Consider the following 15,462-nt stretch of genomic DNA (forward strand, 5'->3'; position numbering starts at 1 on the left):
TGCTCTTCCATTTTCAAGAAAAACGAGCAACTGAATGCTTTGAACTCATTGAAGACCATTTGAAGCTCGTCAAGCAGCCATTTTTGACCGTCTTCAAGACCTTTCTCAAATACAAAGCTTACATCATCAACGCACTTGAGTTGCCTTATTCCAATGCCAAGTTGGAAGCGACCAACAAGCTTATCAAGGACATCAAACGCCAAGCTTTTGGATTTCGAAACTTCAAAAACTTTAAAACTAAAATTCTCATCGCTTTGAACATGCAAAGAGAGAGAACCAATTTGATTCTCTCTCGTGCTTAGTTATAAGTCACCCACTACAGTTGACAATGAGCCGCGATTCACCTGCTAGACTATAAATCGACATCTTTATCACACAACTTCAGCGATGACTTCGATTTCAACTTTAACATCACGAGGAAGCCGCGCCACTTCTACCGCTGAACGCGCTGGAAAGTCCGAGTGAAAAGCTGTTTTATAAACGTCATTGAAGGCGCTAAAATCATTCATATCACTTAAAAAACAGGTCGTTTTAACCACATGATCAAAATCAGTGCCCGCTTCTTCCAAAATGGCCGCAATATTTTTTATGACCTGTTGCGTCTGCTCTTCAATGGTTTCACCTACAATCTCTCCTGTTTCTGGAGACAAGGGCACTTGACCACTTGCAAACAATAGATTACCGACAATTTTCCCTTGAACATATGGACCAATAGCAGCAGGTGCCTTGGTGGTGTGAATAACTTTCATGTTGATCTCCTTATTTTTAATGTGCTAAATATTCATCCCAAATCCTATCAAACTCTCCCAAGTTAAAGCTGAAGCTAGCCTCATCCTCAAGATAGCGACTGACCTGTTCAAAATCATCTGTATGCTTTGGAAAACTGGAATCCTCAAAAGCCAAATCCGCTAAAATAGCTACAGGAGCATCTGATTTGGGATTACGTTGCGCCATCAGCCATGTATAAAACGATTTTCTCACGTCCAGTTCTCCTTCAGAAAGGCTTTGCGGATGGCAGAGCTCTCTTTGTAACGCTTCGGATTCGTCTTATAAAATCCTTGATGGTAGGCTTCTGCTGGATAAAATGGCTGCGCAGGCTCTATACTGGTCACGATAGGACGATTAAAACGTCCCGAATCTTGAAGAGCCTGCTTAGATGCTTCTGCGATGACACGCTGCTCATCACTGCTATAGAAAATCACCGGACGGTAATTATCGCCTCTATCTTCAAACTGACCAAAAGCATCTGTCGGGTCTGTCTGTGTCCAATAGATATCAACCAATTCTGAATAAGAAATCTTGTCAGGATCAAAAATAATTTCAACTGCTTCGGTATGTCCAGTTCCACCTGCACATACTGCTTCGTAGCTAGGATTTTCAACATGACCTGCTGTGTAGCCCGATAAAACAGACAAAATCCCCTCTTGTTCTTCAAAAGGTTGTACCATACACCAGAAGCAACCTCCTGCAAAAATAGCCTTCTCCATCGTTCGTCCCCCCCTTATTTGTTATATTTTAGCAAAAGCATGAGTATCTGGCAACGTTAAACTGACTCTAAAAGGGTAAAATGATGATTAGTAATAAAAAAGGACTCAACACTATGAGACATAGCTTTGAATCCTTTTATTTTATACACTAATGTAGCAACTTTCTAAAATCTAATGATTTCTTTACTCTTCTCGTAAGAGGTTACAAAACGACTGGTAACACCTGGTTCAACAACCTCCAAAGCATCAGAGATTTCTGCAAATGCAGCCTTGTAATTAAAGTCCATCTGGAATGCTTGCATGGAGCGTTCATAGCTCTCTTGAACATTCGGATCAAAACTACGGTAGCGATTAGAGTATTGTAGCAATTGCTCTGTTAACACCGCATCTCGAACAACTTGATAGGTGGCATCTTCCAAAGTTGTCATGGCTGATGTCGCGACATCTAACATCTTACCAACGGCTACCATATCCACGCGCAAACGGCTCAGCTCATCTCGAAGGACTTCTAATTGTGAGCTTGCAGTAAAGAAGTAGCTCATAAACTCTTGTGGAATCCCTGGAAGATTACGTTTTTCCATAAAACGTTTAATGACATGGAGACGATTGATATAATTTTCCAATTGATGCTGCGCTTCAACCTCACCTTTTTCTGTCTCTTTTAAAGCTTCAAAAATCGTTAGTTGCCCTTCTTCGATATCTGTGATCTTAGACTCTAACTTCTTGAGTGCTTTTTTCCAATCAGAAAATGGTTTTTCTTCGTCAGCAATATCCTCAAGTGCCGGCTGTAGTTCAACCTCTAATTCCGAGAGATTAGCCTTATAAATCCCCAAACGATTTCCTATATTGTCGCTAAAAATATAACGATGGGTCAAGCGGTTCAACTCGACAATTAGGTTGTCATTCATCTCCTCAACATGTTTTAAGTATTTAGGGAGACGCTGGGTTAATTTAAGAACTTCTTTGTGATCTGCAATTTCGCGCTCAAACAAGTCATAGAAGGTGTCTAGGCGATTTTGAATATCCTGGCAACTAGCTTCAACCTTATCAAGCTCTAAATTTGCTAAATCATCTGTGCTATCACTAATTGCTTCTCGGATAATCTGGAAATCAGATTCGATATTCTCTTCAGAGAAATAATAATTTTCTTCTAAGAGTCGACTATAACCAGTCTCCAAATCCTCAAGTTGACCAGGAAGATTGTCTTCTAACTGAGAAACTAGAGGCTGGATTTTTTCAGCAATTTGCCCAAGAGCAATGGTGTGCTCCTCTGCTTTTTCCAAAATTTCAGCAGCTTCAACGGGATCTCCTGATGAATTTAGCGTCACAAATTGAGTGAACTCTGATTGGATATGAGTTAGTTGCTTGCGAATTTCAGGCATAGCTGGACCATAACTATCGGTCTGACTAGCAATCTCATTTTGAAGGTTCTCATACATATCTAGAGCATAAGTGACACGAGAACTATTTTTATCTTCTTGCTCTGCCAGTAAGACGAGTGCTTCACGAATTGCTGTGATGTCTTCTTCTATAACACTCAGTTGGCTTTGAATCGCTTTTATTTCTTGCTTAGCTCGGATAAAATTAAAAGTATCGTTATAATTTTCAGCTTCAAAAATATGATTTTCAATATCTGAGAAGGAATTCAGGGAGAGATCTACCCATTTTTGATTCCATTCACGGAAAGTTGTCTGACTTTGACCAATCAGATGTAAATTTTTGACGTGTTCAATTTCTTCATTGACTGGCAAGTCAAAGAGTTCTTGTTTTTTCTCTTCTAAACTTGCAATCAATGCATCATTTCTTTTACGGATAACTACGCCAAATAGGTAGGCTATAATCACTAAGACAATGATAGCTACCACTAGTAGAACGATTCCGTTCGACATGAGTTTCTCCTTATATCTTTTATAAAAGTCTGTAACATTGCAATTATAGCATAGTTATAAGCTCTTTTCAACAGGGCTTGCCAGCTCTAGACATCTAAAGTGGAGTAGACGGCATTTTCTTCAATAAATTCGCGACGTGGCTCAACCTTATCTCCCATAAGCATATCAAAGATTTTATCAGCTTCTGCAGCATCTTCCACAGAAACACGAGCCATCAGACGACGTTCAGGATCCATTGTCGTTTCCCAAAGCTGGTGGTCATCCATCTCTCCAAGACCTTTATACCGTTGAACCGTTGGTTTTGAACGCCCCACCGTATAGCGTTCAAGCGCCTCTTGTAATCTTTGCTCCTGGTCAGCTCCAGGTTGAATGTATTCTTTAATGTCTGAACCTACTTTGACACCGTAAATTGGCGGTTGCGCAATATAAACATAACCTGCCTCTAGTACTGGGCGCATAAAGCGATAAATGAGAGTCAACAAGAGCGTTCGGATATGGGCACCGTCAACGTCTGCATCTGTCATCAATACCAGTTTTTGATACCTTGCTTTTGACACATCAAAATCCGCGCCAAATCCCGTTCCCATGGCTGTGAAGAGGCTTCTAATCTCTTCATTAGCAAGAATTTTATCCATAGTGGCTTTTTCGACGTTTAGGATCTTACCGCGAATAGGCAAAATAGCCTGAAACTCACGGTTTCGTCCTGACTTAGCTGAACCACCTGCCGAGTCTCCTTCGACGATAAACAATTCGTTCATCTCCGCATTGTTTGATGAACAATCCGCTAATTTCCCAGGAAGATTTGAAATTTCAAGACCTGATTTTTTACGCGTCACTTCACGGGCACGCTTAGCTGCAATACGAGCTTTGCTTGCCAAAATCCCTTTTTCAACAATTTTACGGGCAACCTGAGGATTTTCCAAAAGAAAACGCTGGAAAGCATCTGCAAAAAGACGGTTGGTAATTTTGACAACTTCTGAGTTTCCTAATTTTGTTTTGGTCTGACCTTCAAACTGTGGATTGGGATGTTTAACAGAGATAACCGCTGTCAAGCCTTCACGGACATCCTCACCTGTTAAATTATCATCCTTTTCTTTAAGGATGTTGTTGGACCTTGCATAATCATTGATAACACGGGTCAGGGCTGTTCGAAAACCTTGCTCGTGAGTTCCACCTTCATGGGTATGAATGTTATTTGCAAAAGACATCACTGTCTCGTGATAGCCTGTTGTGTACTGCATGGCTACTTCTACAGTAATCCCTTCCAACTCACCATTCGTATAAATCGGCGTTTCAAAGATAGCGTCTTTGTTCTCGTTAATGTATTCGACATAGGAAGTGATCCCACCTTCATAGTGGAAATCTTTCATCTGTTCAAGGCCCTCACGCTTATCTGAGATAGAGATACGAAGTCCTTTATTAAGAAAAGCTAGTTCTTGAATGCGTTTAGCCAACTTGGCAAAATCATATTCTATCGTTTCTGTGAAAATTTCTGGATCTGGCGTAAAGTGCACAGTTGTTCCTGTGCGATCTGTCTCACCGATAACCTCAAGATCCGCAACAACTGCACCGCGTTTATACTCTTGATAATAAATCTGTCCGTTTTTATAAACCTTAACATCAAGTTGCGTTGACAAGGCGTTAACGACGGAAGAACCCACACCGTGAAGCCCCCCGGAAACTTTGTAACCGCCACCGCCAAATTTTCCTCCAGCGTGCAAGACGGTAAAGACGGTCTCTACCGCTGGACGTCCTGTTTTTTCCTGAATATCAACTGGAATCCCACGGCCGTCATCAATAACGGTAATCGAATTATCAGGTTCGATAGATACTTCGATTTGACTAGCAAATCCTGCCAAGGCTTCATCAATAGAGTTATCAACAATTTCCCAAACCAAATGGTGCAGGCCTTCTTTTGAAGTCGACCCAATATACATTCCTGGACGCATACGAACCGCTTCAAGTCCTTCAAGAACCTGAATTTGACTGGCGTCATATTCTTGTGCCAAACTTTCCAAATCTTTAATGTCTTCTGCCATCTTACTTTACAATAACTCCCTAGATCAAATTTCTATATTATAAGTCGTAGAGGATAACCCAACTACCTCTCCGTCACGTCGTAACATTTCTAATCACTCTCATTTAAGGCGTTTTGGGCACAACTATTTTAAAAAGAATCTGATTGTTCCCATGTTTTACAAACACCTCGATTAGTTAACATTTCTTTTGACTTAACATAATCCATAACGTTTATTATAGCATATTTCAAAGCGTTTTACTAGAAAAAGCCCCAATACAAAAGCATGTCTCGTAGATAAGACATGCCTGTAAATCGCATTAGAATGCTACTTAATGTTCTCTAGCCAAATGATTTTGGTAAGCCATGGACAATACCAAGCCAATGCCTATGAGGTTAGATATCAAAGCAGATCCACCTTGAGAAATAAATGGCAAGGGAATCCCTGTCAAAGGCAATATCCCAAGAACAGCGCCAATATTTTCAAAAACATGGAAGAGAATCATCATAATAAAGCCAACTGCGGTATAAGTGTAAAAACGATTGTTTGAAGCAAATGTGATTCGCAACATGCGATAAAAAAGCCAGAGGTAGGTCCCTAAAACTAAGGCCGAACCTATAAAGCCAAAATTTTCACCAATAACTGTAAAAATCATATCACTTTCTCTTACTGGAATCGATAGTTCGACAACATTGAAGCCTTTACCACTTAAGCCACCACTTCCAATCGAAATCATCCCTTGAGTTTGTTGGTAAGCAATACTTGTCGAATAAGAAAACGGATCCATCCAAGCTGAAATACGATTGATTTGATAGGTTGGCATTCCTAAATCATACAGCCATCCGCGACCCGTCTCCCAGATAAACAGGGCAAAAAAGACAGCTACAAAAAAAACGAGCGTCGTGAAGATCGGCAGAAGAATTTTCCAAGAGATCCCCGATAAAACAACGATACCAATCAATATAGCCAAAAACACCAAGGCTGTTCCGAAGTCTTTTTGCATCGCCAACAATGCCAAAACAGGTAGGGTGATGCCAATGTAAATCGCTAGCAATTTCCAGTCATGGCGTAGGTCAGGATCCGACTCCTTCCTTTGAAAGACGACCGCCAAACGTGACAACATCAAAATATAGGCAATTTTCATGAACTCTGATGGTTGAAATAAGGTCACATTACCAACAGTTACCCAGTTTTTAGCTCCCGTTACTAAGTAAAGACGATCGCTGTAAAAGACTAGAGGCAACACCATCAAACCAAGCCCCAACAGATAGAGAACTGGCGTTAACTTCCATAACAATTTAGTGCTAAAGAACATGGCCACAAATGCCATAAAACTCCCTATAAGCACCCAGACCCCTTGCTGAATCATCACGGTAAGCAAACGATCTGGATAATCATTTGCTGTCGCCACATAGATAGACGCAAAGCCTGTTACCAATAAAAAAAAGACCGGCAACAACAAGGAATAATCCACTCTATTCTCCCAGGTCTGCTTTCGTTTCGCCATCTTCTCACCCACTTCCCCTTTGTTATTCAAAATGCCTTTCTATTATACCATGTTTCAAACGATTTGTTAGCAAGAAAAACATATTTTACACCCCCCATTTCATCACCATTACTCGAAACAATGTGTCAAGTATAGAAGCATCAACAGATGATGAGTTAGAACGGCTTTACCGCTGTGCCTGGGTATAAAAAGAGATATAATACATTGTCAGTTATGCCAAAATTTTTACTTTGCTTACGTTATTATCACCTTAAACAAAGTCAATAAGTTTTTCGATGGTATTGACCTACATTTTATTTATGACCATAATAATGCCAATAAACTATATTTATGAATTAATGGAGACTCAAGACATTTAAAAAACATACTTACCTTTACCAAGATCAAGGAGAGGAAGATTTCAAAAAAAAAGACGTCAACTCTTTAAAAAATTGGACAAGTAAGAAAAAAAGCCTGTAAAATCAGGCTTTTTGGGTGGTTTATTTGCCCCCTGCAGGAATCGAACCTGCAACTAATTCTTAGGAGGAATTTGTTATATCCATTTAACTAAGAGAGCGCGTAAAAAATCTGCCACTAGGACAGATTTGACCAGCTGAAGAGCATCAGCTAAAAGGAAAGGCGGCACCTGCCGCCTCCCGTTTTCCGACTAAAATAGCCCACTGGACTATCTTAGCGACGGATTTCTTTAATACGAGCAGCTTTACCTTGAAGCGCACGCAAGTAGTAAAGTTTCGCACGACGGACTTTACCGTAACGCACAACTTCGATTTTATCAACACGTGGTGTGTGGATTGGGAAAGTACGTTCTACCCCGATACCACCAGAAATTTTACGAACAGTGTACATTTCTGAAATGCCTTGACCTTTACGAGAGATAACAACTCCTTCAAAGATCTGGATACGTTCGCGATTTCCTTCGACGACCTTAGCGTGAACACGTACAGTGTCACCAGGACGGAAAGAAGGGATATCAGTACGAAGTTGACCTTCTGTCAAACTTTGGATTAATGGATTCATCTTTTATTCTCCTATCTTACTAATCTTAGGAGCAGTCTATCGTCCCAGCGGATTAGCCGTAATTTTTGTGCGTCCATTACACACTCTTATTATTTTAACAAAAAGGGCTGTCGCTGTCTAGTTATTTGTTAGGTTTTAGCTAATTTTTGCTTAGCATAGATACTAGCCTTCTGATTGACCATATAAGCAAAGGCTGAGACCACAAAAAAGTAAGGTACGTTTTCAAAACCAAACACTTCACCGCCGATAAACATCGGTGCTAAGAAAGTATTGGTCGCAGCCGCAAAGACACCTATATAACCACAAGCGGCAAGCAATTCGACTGGCAAATCCAGCCAAATCGTCAACGCAACACCAAGAGAACTGCCAATGGCAAAAAGTGGCGTCACCTCACCACCCTGAAAACCGATGGCAATCGTTAAAACGGTCAATAGTAATTTTAACAACCAATCATAGCCTGTAATGGTACCACCTGAAAAAGAAAGTTCAATCAGGTTAGTCCCCAAACCTGAATACCTCCCTTGATGGGCTACCCAAAGGAGTAAGGCTAGGACTATCCCAACACCGAAAATCTTAAGGTAAGGATTCTTAAAACTGCCTCCCAATTTGCTTTTGCTATAAGATAAAATCACTGCAAAACCATTTCCAACCAGACCAAAAATCAAACCTAAGACAGCAAGCTGAAATAAGAGCGAGGGCTCTAACTGCAACTCAAGTGAGATGGGGTGGTAGAATTTTTCTAAGCTTAAGCGGTGACTGGTCCAGGCTGCCGTAAAACTTGCCACCATGGTTGGCAATAAGGCTTTTAGATACCACTTTCCAACAACCAAGACTTCCATAGCAAAGAAAATCGCAGCTAAAGGCGTCTGAAAGAGGCCAGAAAATCCCGCTGCAATTCCTATTGTGATGGCAAAGCGGCTAGTTGATTTTAACGAAAAGAGGCGAGACAGGTGATGGGCAATCGTTGCTCCCAATTGCACCCCTACCCCTTCACGTCCTGCAGAACCACCAAAAAGATGCGTTAACCATGTCGTCACCATCGCTAGTGGGACTAGTACAAGAGGGATGTCATTGTCTTCTTCCTGACCAACTAAAAAGATTTGGCCCATTCCCTTTATCGCTTTGCCACCAAATTTCTGGTAAAGAAAAACAATCACGAGACCTGCAACAGGTAAAAAAGGCAAAAGATAGGGTAGGTACTGTGTCCTAAATGCTGAAATCAAGAGCAAACCCTTGCCAAATACGGTTGTTATCAGACCCGATGTCATACCTATGCAGATAGCCGCTATGGCTATTTTTAGGTACTCTTTAGCCTTTTTCATGCTATTTTCCTAATGTAGCTGCCTGATAATCACGTGAATGTTTCATAATATCCGAAAAAGTTGCCACAATGGCCGCTTCAAAGTCCTTATCATCCACACGTGCAGCCACTTTTTCAAGCACCGCTTCTTCTCGTGCAGCATCCAGAACAGCTTTTCCTGTCGCTTTCTTGTAAGCTGCTACTTGCGTCACCAAAGCCATGCGTTTTTCAAGTAAAACCACTAACTGGCTATCAATGGCATCAATATCTTGTCTAATCGTTTCTAAATCCATCATTTCCTCTTTTCCATTTAACACAAAAAGTCAGGGGCTTACCTGACTTTCGTTCATTTAGCCCAATTTTGCGGACATTTCTTCTGCGAAGGCTTCCAGCTTTTCAATGTCTTCATCTTCTGCTGCCAAATCAACCTTGACAGAATTAGCCCCTTTGGTTGCTCCCGTTAGCGCAAATTGTTCCTCAAACTCATCCACGGACTTACAAAAATAATCGTAGAAGGTGTCGCCTGAACCGACAACGCCATAAATTGTCCCAGACAAATCAACATCGGCTAAATCTTCATAAAAATCAACAATCTCATCTGGCAAGTCCCCATCGCCATAGGTATAAGTAGCAACGATAGCCAAATCTGATCCTTCAAAATCCGAAGCATCTACTGTTGTGCACTCATCAACTTCAACAGTATGTCCCAACTCTTCAAGTTTTTTTGCCACAATGTCTGCTATTTCTTCCGTATTTCCAGTCATGCTTGCGTAAACAATTTTTGCCAAAGCCATAGCTATTGATACCAATCCTATCTCCTAAAAGAATAGGAGCCTTCCTTTCTTAAAGTCAAATTATTTCTATTATAGCATATTTTTATAAAAATGGTGCATAGGATTGGGCAAGCTTTGATAAGAGCTCTGCTTTTTCAGCCTCTGAAGCAAAAGAAGCCTGAATAGCATCTTGATTATGTTTAAAGAAATCCGCAACGCTTGCCCCGAAATGCTCTACATAAAGGGCGTACTCCTTAGTCAAATCAGTATCTGATACCGTCCGATTATCTGTGTTTATGGATAACTTAACACCTGCTTCTTTTAAGGCTAAATACGGGTGCTGACCAATTTCTGCAATGGCTTTTGTCTGTAAATTACTGGTCAGTGCCATTTCTGCGGTAGCGCCTGCTTGGGCAAACTCTTCCAAAAGACCTGGAATTTCTAGTATCGCTGTCGTATGACCAGTTCTCTTCACCCCTAATTGGATGGCATGGGCAATATTAGCTGCGCAACCACATTGTTCCCCTGCATGAAAGGTCAAAGGAAAGCCTAATTTTTGGGCATGCTTTATCCCATCAGCTACCGTCTCTGTCGGAAAATCAACCTCATTGCCAGCAAAATCCGCACCAACTAGCAAGTCTTGCTGTGAAGCTTTGGCTTGACTAAACATCTCCTTAGTAAAGGCTAAATCGGATTGACGAAGACCACAAACTAAGGCCTTAGCAACAATGCCAAAATCTTCCTGAGCTTTAGCCAAGCCCTGACAAACAGCTGCGATAACTTCTACTACTGTTAACCCTTGATCCATAGAAAGCTCTGGTGCAAATCGAATTTCGATATAAATGACATTTTCTAATGCCGCTTGCCTAGCCACATCATAGGCAGCAAGGCACAAGGCTTCCTTAGTTTGTAAAAGGGGTCTTACAACATCAAAAGTCTTAAGGTAATCATTCAAACTGCTGACTTCTTGTGGCGCCGTTACTAAACCTTTCAATTCCTTGTCGCTAGTTGGAAAATTAAGTCCCGCCATATCTGCTAAACGTCTAATTGTTGGTAATGATAAGGAACCATCTAAGTGACAATGTAGTTCGGTTTTTGCTAGTTTTTTTAGCCAATCTGCCATAATGACGTCATCCTTTCTCGAAATATTTTTACTATCATACCATATCTTTGCAAGATTTCAAGATAAAAACCGAATTTTTATCAAATTCTTAAATAGAGTGAATTCCCTATTTTGAAAATATCCTTATTTTTGATACAATGTAAAAAAATCAAAAGGAGACTATCATGTCCAACTATTTCTTACCTGATATCTGGAAAACCCCTGACCAAATGGGAGGTGCTTGGGGTGGTCTCAATCAACCAACGGCTGATAGCCGTTTTGAACAAACCTTGCCTGTGGGAGAGGCCGATTTTCAACTATACTCACTAGGAACACCAAATGGTCTTAAGGCAACCATCATGTTTGAAGAGCTTATCGAGCTTGGAGTTGAGATTAGCTATGACCTCTATCGCATCAAGATTGGCGAAGGTGATCAGTTTGGTTCTGGCTTTGTTGCGATAAACCCTAATTCAAAAATCCCTGCCATGATCGATCAATCGAACCAAGAAACAATCCGTATCTTCGAATCATCCTCCATCCTTCTTTACTTGGCCGATAAGTATCACAAACTGATTCCTGACGACTTTAGTAAGCGCACAGAAGTTTTAAACTGGCTCTTCTGGCAAACTGGAGCAGCACCCTTTCTAGGGGGTGGCTTTGGGCATTTCTTCCACTACGCACCTGAAAAATTAGAGTATCCCATCAACCGCTTTACCATGGAAGCTAAGCGCCAATTGGACCTCTTAGATAAAGAATTGGCTAATAAACGCTTTATCACAAGCCAAGATTACAGCATCGCAGACATTGCTATCTGGGCATGGTATGGACGCTTAGCACAGGATAAGCTTTGGGAAGGAGCTGGTCGCTTCCTAGACATCAAAGGCTATAAAAACCTTGTACGTTGGGCAGAAGAAATTTCTGAACGCCCTGCCGTCAAGCGAGGACTTGAAGTTACCTATAAGGAAATCAACTAGCAGCTTTTGGAAATAGATTTCTTGGCCAAATTCAGTGATTCAGCTGTGGCAAAAGGAGTCAACATCACAAGCTCAAAAACCTACCAATGACCCAAAACATCTCTCAAACCGTTACCAAATAGACAGGGGAGGACATCATGACTTTTACCAACATTTTAGATAAAATCAAAACTTACGATACCATCATCATCCATAGGCATCAAAGACCTGATCCAGACGCCATCGGCTCTCAGATAGGTCTTCGTGAAATCATTCGAACTAATTTCCCTGAAAAAAACGTTTTAGCAGCAGGCACTGATGAATCTACCCTAACCTGGCTAGCCAAAATGGATACTGTCACTGATCAGGATTATGAGGGAGCGCTTGTCATCGTGACTGATACAGCAAATACTCCCCGCATTGATGACGACCGCTACCAAAAAGGGGATTTTATCATCAAAATCGACCATCACCCAAATGATGATGTCTATGGAGATCTGGTCTACGTTGATACCACAGCATCATCGGCAAGTGAGATCATTAGCGACTGGGCCTTCTCGGTGGGACTAACTCTTTCTAACGAAGGGGCTGCGCTCCTTTACAACGGGATTGTCGGAGATACGGGACGCTTTTTATATCCTGCCACCACGAGTAAAACCATGCAGATAGCTGCTAAACTCCGAGAATACGATTTTGATTTCTCAGGAATGGCTCGTCGTATGGACTCCTTTCCTATGAAAATCGCCAAATTACAAGGCTATGTTTTTGACCATTTAGAAGTCGATCAAAACGGTGCTGCACGTATACTCCTAACACGTCAAACACTTAAAAAGTTCGATGTCACAGATGCTGAAACATCAGCTATCGTTGGCACCCCTGGAAAAATTGATAGCGTGCAAAGTTGGGCCATCTTTGTAGAGCAAGAAGAAGGTTATTATCGTGTTCGGCTTCGTAGCAAAGAAGCTATCATCAATACCATTGCCAAAGCTCACGACGGTGGGGGGCATCCCCTTGCTAGTGGTGCTAATTCCTACAGCCTCGAAGAAAACGAGCGAATCTATCAAGAACTTAAAGATTTATTAGCTAAATAGCTTGCCAAGCTCTGCTATTTTTGATAGAATAAAACAGTTAATAACTATGGTGCGCAAAGTACCATGGCAGAAAGGAACCATTAACATGAAAAAAGATATCCATCCAGAATACCGTCCAGTTGTATTCCTTGATACAACTACTGGCTACCAATTTCTTAGCGGTTCTACAAAGAGCTCTAAAGAAACTGTAGAATTTGAAGGTGAGACTTACCCACTTATCCGTGTGGAAATTTCATCTGACTCACACCCATTCTACACAGGTCGTCAAAAATTCACTCAAGCAGACGGACGCGTGGACAAATTCAACAAAAAATACGGTCTCAAAGACGCAAACGCTGCGAACTAAGAGAACCTACACGATTAAGCCATTCTCAGCTTTTGAGAGTGGTTTTTTAAGTACTTTGGTAATCCTTTTGGTAATCTCTCCTAATTACATGTTCATAAATTGAGCAAACTTCTGTGCTGTTTGTTCTTTTGCTTGTTTTGTTACATGAGCATAGATATTCATAGTTGTCTTAATATCTTCATGACCTAACCGTTCTTGAACCTCCTTTACTGTAGCTCCTGCTTCAAACAGCAAACTACAATGAGTATGCCTAAAGCCGTGAGGTGTAATTTTCTTTAAGTTGTATTTTGTAATAACAGAACGTAGATGGTAATTGATAAAATCAAAACTATGCGGAGTCCCATCTGGATTGGTAAACAGTAATTCAGCTCCCTGTAGTCTTCTAGGAAAAATTTCTTCCTTTTTGACCAACTTCCATTTTTTCAAATATTTCAAAGTAACAGGGTCAAGTGAAACAATTCTTTGGCTCTTCTTTGTTTTAGGAGTTTGAAAAATCATTTGATTATTTTCTCCGTAAACTATTGTTTGATTAACAGATAAAGAGTCAGAATTGAAATCAATATCTTTCCACCTAAGAGCCATCAATTCACTTTTACGCAACCCTGTAAATGCTAGAAGACGAAAAATTGTCAGTAACTCTTGATTGTTTTCCTGCTCTACATTTGTTAAAAATTGCTGTAGTTCTTCTCTAGAGTAAAACTTACCTTCCTTGGATTCATGCTCATCAATTTTTTGCTGTCTTCTAGGTCTGATAACCTTTTTCATAGGATTATCATTAATATATCCTAAGCTTAAGGCATAATCTAAAATCATGCGAGTCATTCCCATAAAATTTGCATACTTAGCATATTTCTTGAACCACTTATTTGATTGAATTTGACACATCTGTGTCGTAATTTTATCTACAAAATAATCTCCAAATACTGGTATTATGTGTAGCTCAGCTTGTGCTTTCTGACGAACATATGTGCTCTCTTTAACTGTATTCCGGTAATGCTCCAGCCATAAGCTAAACAACTCCCTGAATGTAATCTTTACAGGTTTTAAATCAAAACCTACTTCTTCAAATTTTATTAAAAGTAAACTTTCGGCCTTTTTTGCTTCTTTAGATGTCTTAAATCCTCTTTTTTTCTTATAAACTTTCTTTCCTGTCAAACTATCTATTCCAAGATAGGTATGGTACATATAACGTATAGTACCATCTTTCAATTCATATTTTTTAATCATAATAATGTCCTTTCTTTGCTTGTCGGCATGTAAAAGGAATCCATTTATTATTTCTCAGCTAGGTCAACATCTTTCGATTCATTGGCGTCAAGTTTTTCACGTAACTTTGAAATTTCAGAGCGTGCATTTAATAACACACCCATCACATCGTCATAATAAGTAAGGTCAAGATTATTATTCTTTATAGCTCCTTTCTTTTTTAATCCCTCAGCGTCGTATAGTCCACGAACCCAATTCATTTTGGTGTTTAAAGTTCCAACAATTTCTAAGAGCATATCATCTGTAGTTAAAGGTATATCGCGTGTAATCTTCTCAAAAATATTATTCACTTTTTTTAGAATACGGTTATAACTCCAGTTAGATAAATCTTTTTCAAGTAACCTTACTTTTTTCTCCTGAACAACATCATGAAATTGTTTTCTATTAATCTCAGTATATTCTTGTACTGTCTCCTCTTCTTTTGCATCAAAAAGATACTCTATATACTCAGATTTATCCCCATACAAAAGTTCATCAATAGCAATATTACCCACTTGAGAAATTTGACATAAAGTAGGTTTTTTAGGAATACTACGCCCCTTTTCCCAGTTATTAACTGTACCTTTACCAACATGAAATCTTTCTCCAAAAGTCTCCATTGTCTCACCTAATTTTTTTCGAATAGATTTAATGCGAAGTCCTACGAGAATTGTATTATTCATAAATTTCCCTCCTTCTTGTTAACTAGTATAACAGAATATCTCAAAAAAGTA

17 protein-coding genes and 1 tRNA gene are annotated in these 15,462 nt (G+C 40.1%); 4 read left to right on the forward strand and 14 right to left on the reverse strand.

The window, feature by feature from the left end; translation table 11 throughout:
- Nucleotides 1–302, forward strand: a 302-nt coding sequence (locus G575_RS0104950) for an ISL3 family transposase (protein WP_027971737.1), incomplete at its 5' end; no start/stop codon positions are given.
- A 69-nt stretch (nt 303–371) separates the two neighbouring features.
- Here the strand turns inward: G575_RS0104950 and G575_RS0104955 are convergent.
- From G575_RS0104955 to add, 12 genes are all read right to left on the reverse strand, one after another.
- Complete coding sequence (locus tag G575_RS0104955; protein WP_027971738.1) at nt 372–749, reverse strand: RidA family protein; 378 nt, start codon at nt 747–749, stop codon at nt 372–374.
- Between the two features lie 16 nt (nt 750–765).
- Nucleotides 766–981 (reverse strand): YozE family protein, encoded by a 216-nt coding sequence (locus G575_RS0104960; protein ID WP_027971739.1) that lies wholly within the window; start codon nt 979–981, stop codon nt 766–768.
- Nucleotides 978–1,487 (reverse strand): peptide-methionine (S)-S-oxide reductase MsrA, encoded by a 510-nt coding sequence (msrA, locus tag G575_RS0104965; protein ID WP_027971740.1) that lies wholly within the window; start codon nt 1,485–1,487, stop codon nt 978–980. Before msrA ends, G575_RS0104960 begins: the two co-directional genes overlap by 4 nt.
- A 164-nt stretch (nt 1,488–1,651) precedes the next feature.
- On the reverse strand, nt 1,652–3,376 hold the full coding sequence (locus G575_RS0104970) for a septation ring formation regulator EzrA (protein WP_027971741.1): 1,725 nt from the start codon (nt 3,374–3,376) through the stop codon (nt 1,652–1,654).
- Nucleotides 3,377–3,462: 86 nt separating this feature from the next.
- The gene (gene gyrB, locus G575_RS0104975; RefSeq protein WP_027971742.1) at nt 3,463–5,415 is read right to left on the reverse strand and encodes a DNA topoisomerase (ATP-hydrolyzing) subunit B; all 1,953 of its coding nucleotides are present in this window, start codon (nt 5,413–5,415) and stop codon (nt 3,463–3,465) included.
- 310 nt (nt 5,416–5,725) lie between these two features.
- On the reverse strand, nt 5,726–6,901 hold the full coding sequence (locus G575_RS0104980; RefSeq protein WP_027971743.1) for an FtsW/RodA/SpoVE family cell cycle protein: 1,176 nt from the start codon (nt 6,899–6,901) through the stop codon (nt 5,726–5,728).
- Nucleotides 6,902–7,385: 484 nt separating this feature from the next.
- A tRNA-Arg gene (locus G575_RS0104985) sits at nt 7,386–7,457 on the reverse strand.
- A 113-nt stretch (nt 7,458–7,570) separates the two neighbouring features.
- Nucleotides 7,571–7,918: a 50S ribosomal protein L19 gene (gene rplS / locus G575_RS0104990; RefSeq protein ID WP_027971744.1), complete on the reverse strand. Its 348-nt coding sequence runs from the start codon at nt 7,916–7,918 to the stop codon at nt 7,571–7,573.
- 128 nt (nt 7,919–8,046) lie between these two features.
- Nucleotides 8,047–9,240 (reverse strand): chloride channel protein, encoded by a 1,194-nt coding sequence (locus G575_RS0104995; RefSeq protein ID WP_027971745.1) that lies wholly within the window; start codon nt 9,238–9,240, stop codon nt 8,047–8,049.
- A 1-nt stretch (nt 9,241) separates the two neighbouring features.
- On the reverse strand, nt 9,242–9,511 hold the full coding sequence (locus tag G575_RS0105000; protein ID WP_027971746.1) for a chorismate mutase: 270 nt from the start codon (nt 9,509–9,511) through the stop codon (nt 9,242–9,244).
- A 57-nt stretch (nt 9,512–9,568) separates the two neighbouring features.
- Entirely contained in the window at nt 9,569–10,012 is a 444-nt protein-coding gene (locus tag G575_RS0105005) for a flavodoxin (protein ID WP_027971747.1), read from the reverse strand.
- Nucleotides 10,013–10,094: 82 nt separating this feature from the next.
- Nucleotides 10,095–11,114, reverse strand: coding sequence for an adenosine deaminase (gene add / locus G575_RS0105010; protein ID WP_027971748.1), 1,020 nt, complete (start codon nt 11,112–11,114; stop codon nt 10,095–10,097).
- A gap of 164 nt (nt 11,115–11,278) precedes the next feature.
- Here add and yghU point away from each other — a divergent pair, with 164 nt between their 5' ends.
- From yghU to G575_RS0105025, 3 genes are all read left to right on the forward strand, one after another.
- A complete protein-coding gene (yghU, locus tag G575_RS0105015) occupies nt 11,279–12,067 on the forward strand; it encodes a glutathione-dependent disulfide-bond oxidoreductase (protein ID WP_027971749.1) in 789 nt (262 codons plus the stop codon).
- Between the two features lie 137 nt (nt 12,068–12,204).
- Nucleotides 12,205–13,137, forward strand: coding sequence for a DHH family phosphoesterase (locus tag G575_RS0105020; protein WP_027971750.1), 933 nt, complete (start codon nt 12,205–12,207; stop codon nt 13,135–13,137).
- An 85-nt stretch (nt 13,138–13,222) separates the two neighbouring features.
- Nucleotides 13,223–13,483, forward strand: coding sequence for a type B 50S ribosomal protein L31 (locus tag G575_RS0105025; protein ID WP_027971751.1), 261 nt, complete (start codon nt 13,223–13,225; stop codon nt 13,481–13,483).
- An 84-nt stretch (nt 13,484–13,567) separates the two neighbouring features.
- Here G575_RS0105025 and G575_RS0105030 read toward each other — a convergent pair whose 3' ends face one another.
- The gene (locus tag G575_RS0105030; protein WP_027971752.1) at nt 13,568–14,710 is read right to left on the reverse strand and encodes a site-specific integrase; all 1,143 of its coding nucleotides are present in this window, start codon (nt 14,708–14,710) and stop codon (nt 13,568–13,570) included.
- 47 nt (nt 14,711–14,757) lie between these two features.
- Nucleotides 14,758–15,411, reverse strand: a complete 654-nt coding sequence (locus tag G575_RS11650) for a helix-turn-helix domain-containing protein (protein WP_051176928.1) — start codon at nt 15,409–15,411, stop codon at nt 14,758–14,760.
- Between the last annotated feature and the right edge of the window lie 51 nt (nt 15,412–15,462).

It is taken from the genome of Streptococcus plurextorum DSM 22810 (assembly GCF_000423745.1).
Lineage (GTDB): Bacteria > Bacillota > Bacilli > Lactobacillales > Streptococcaceae > Streptococcus > Streptococcus plurextorum.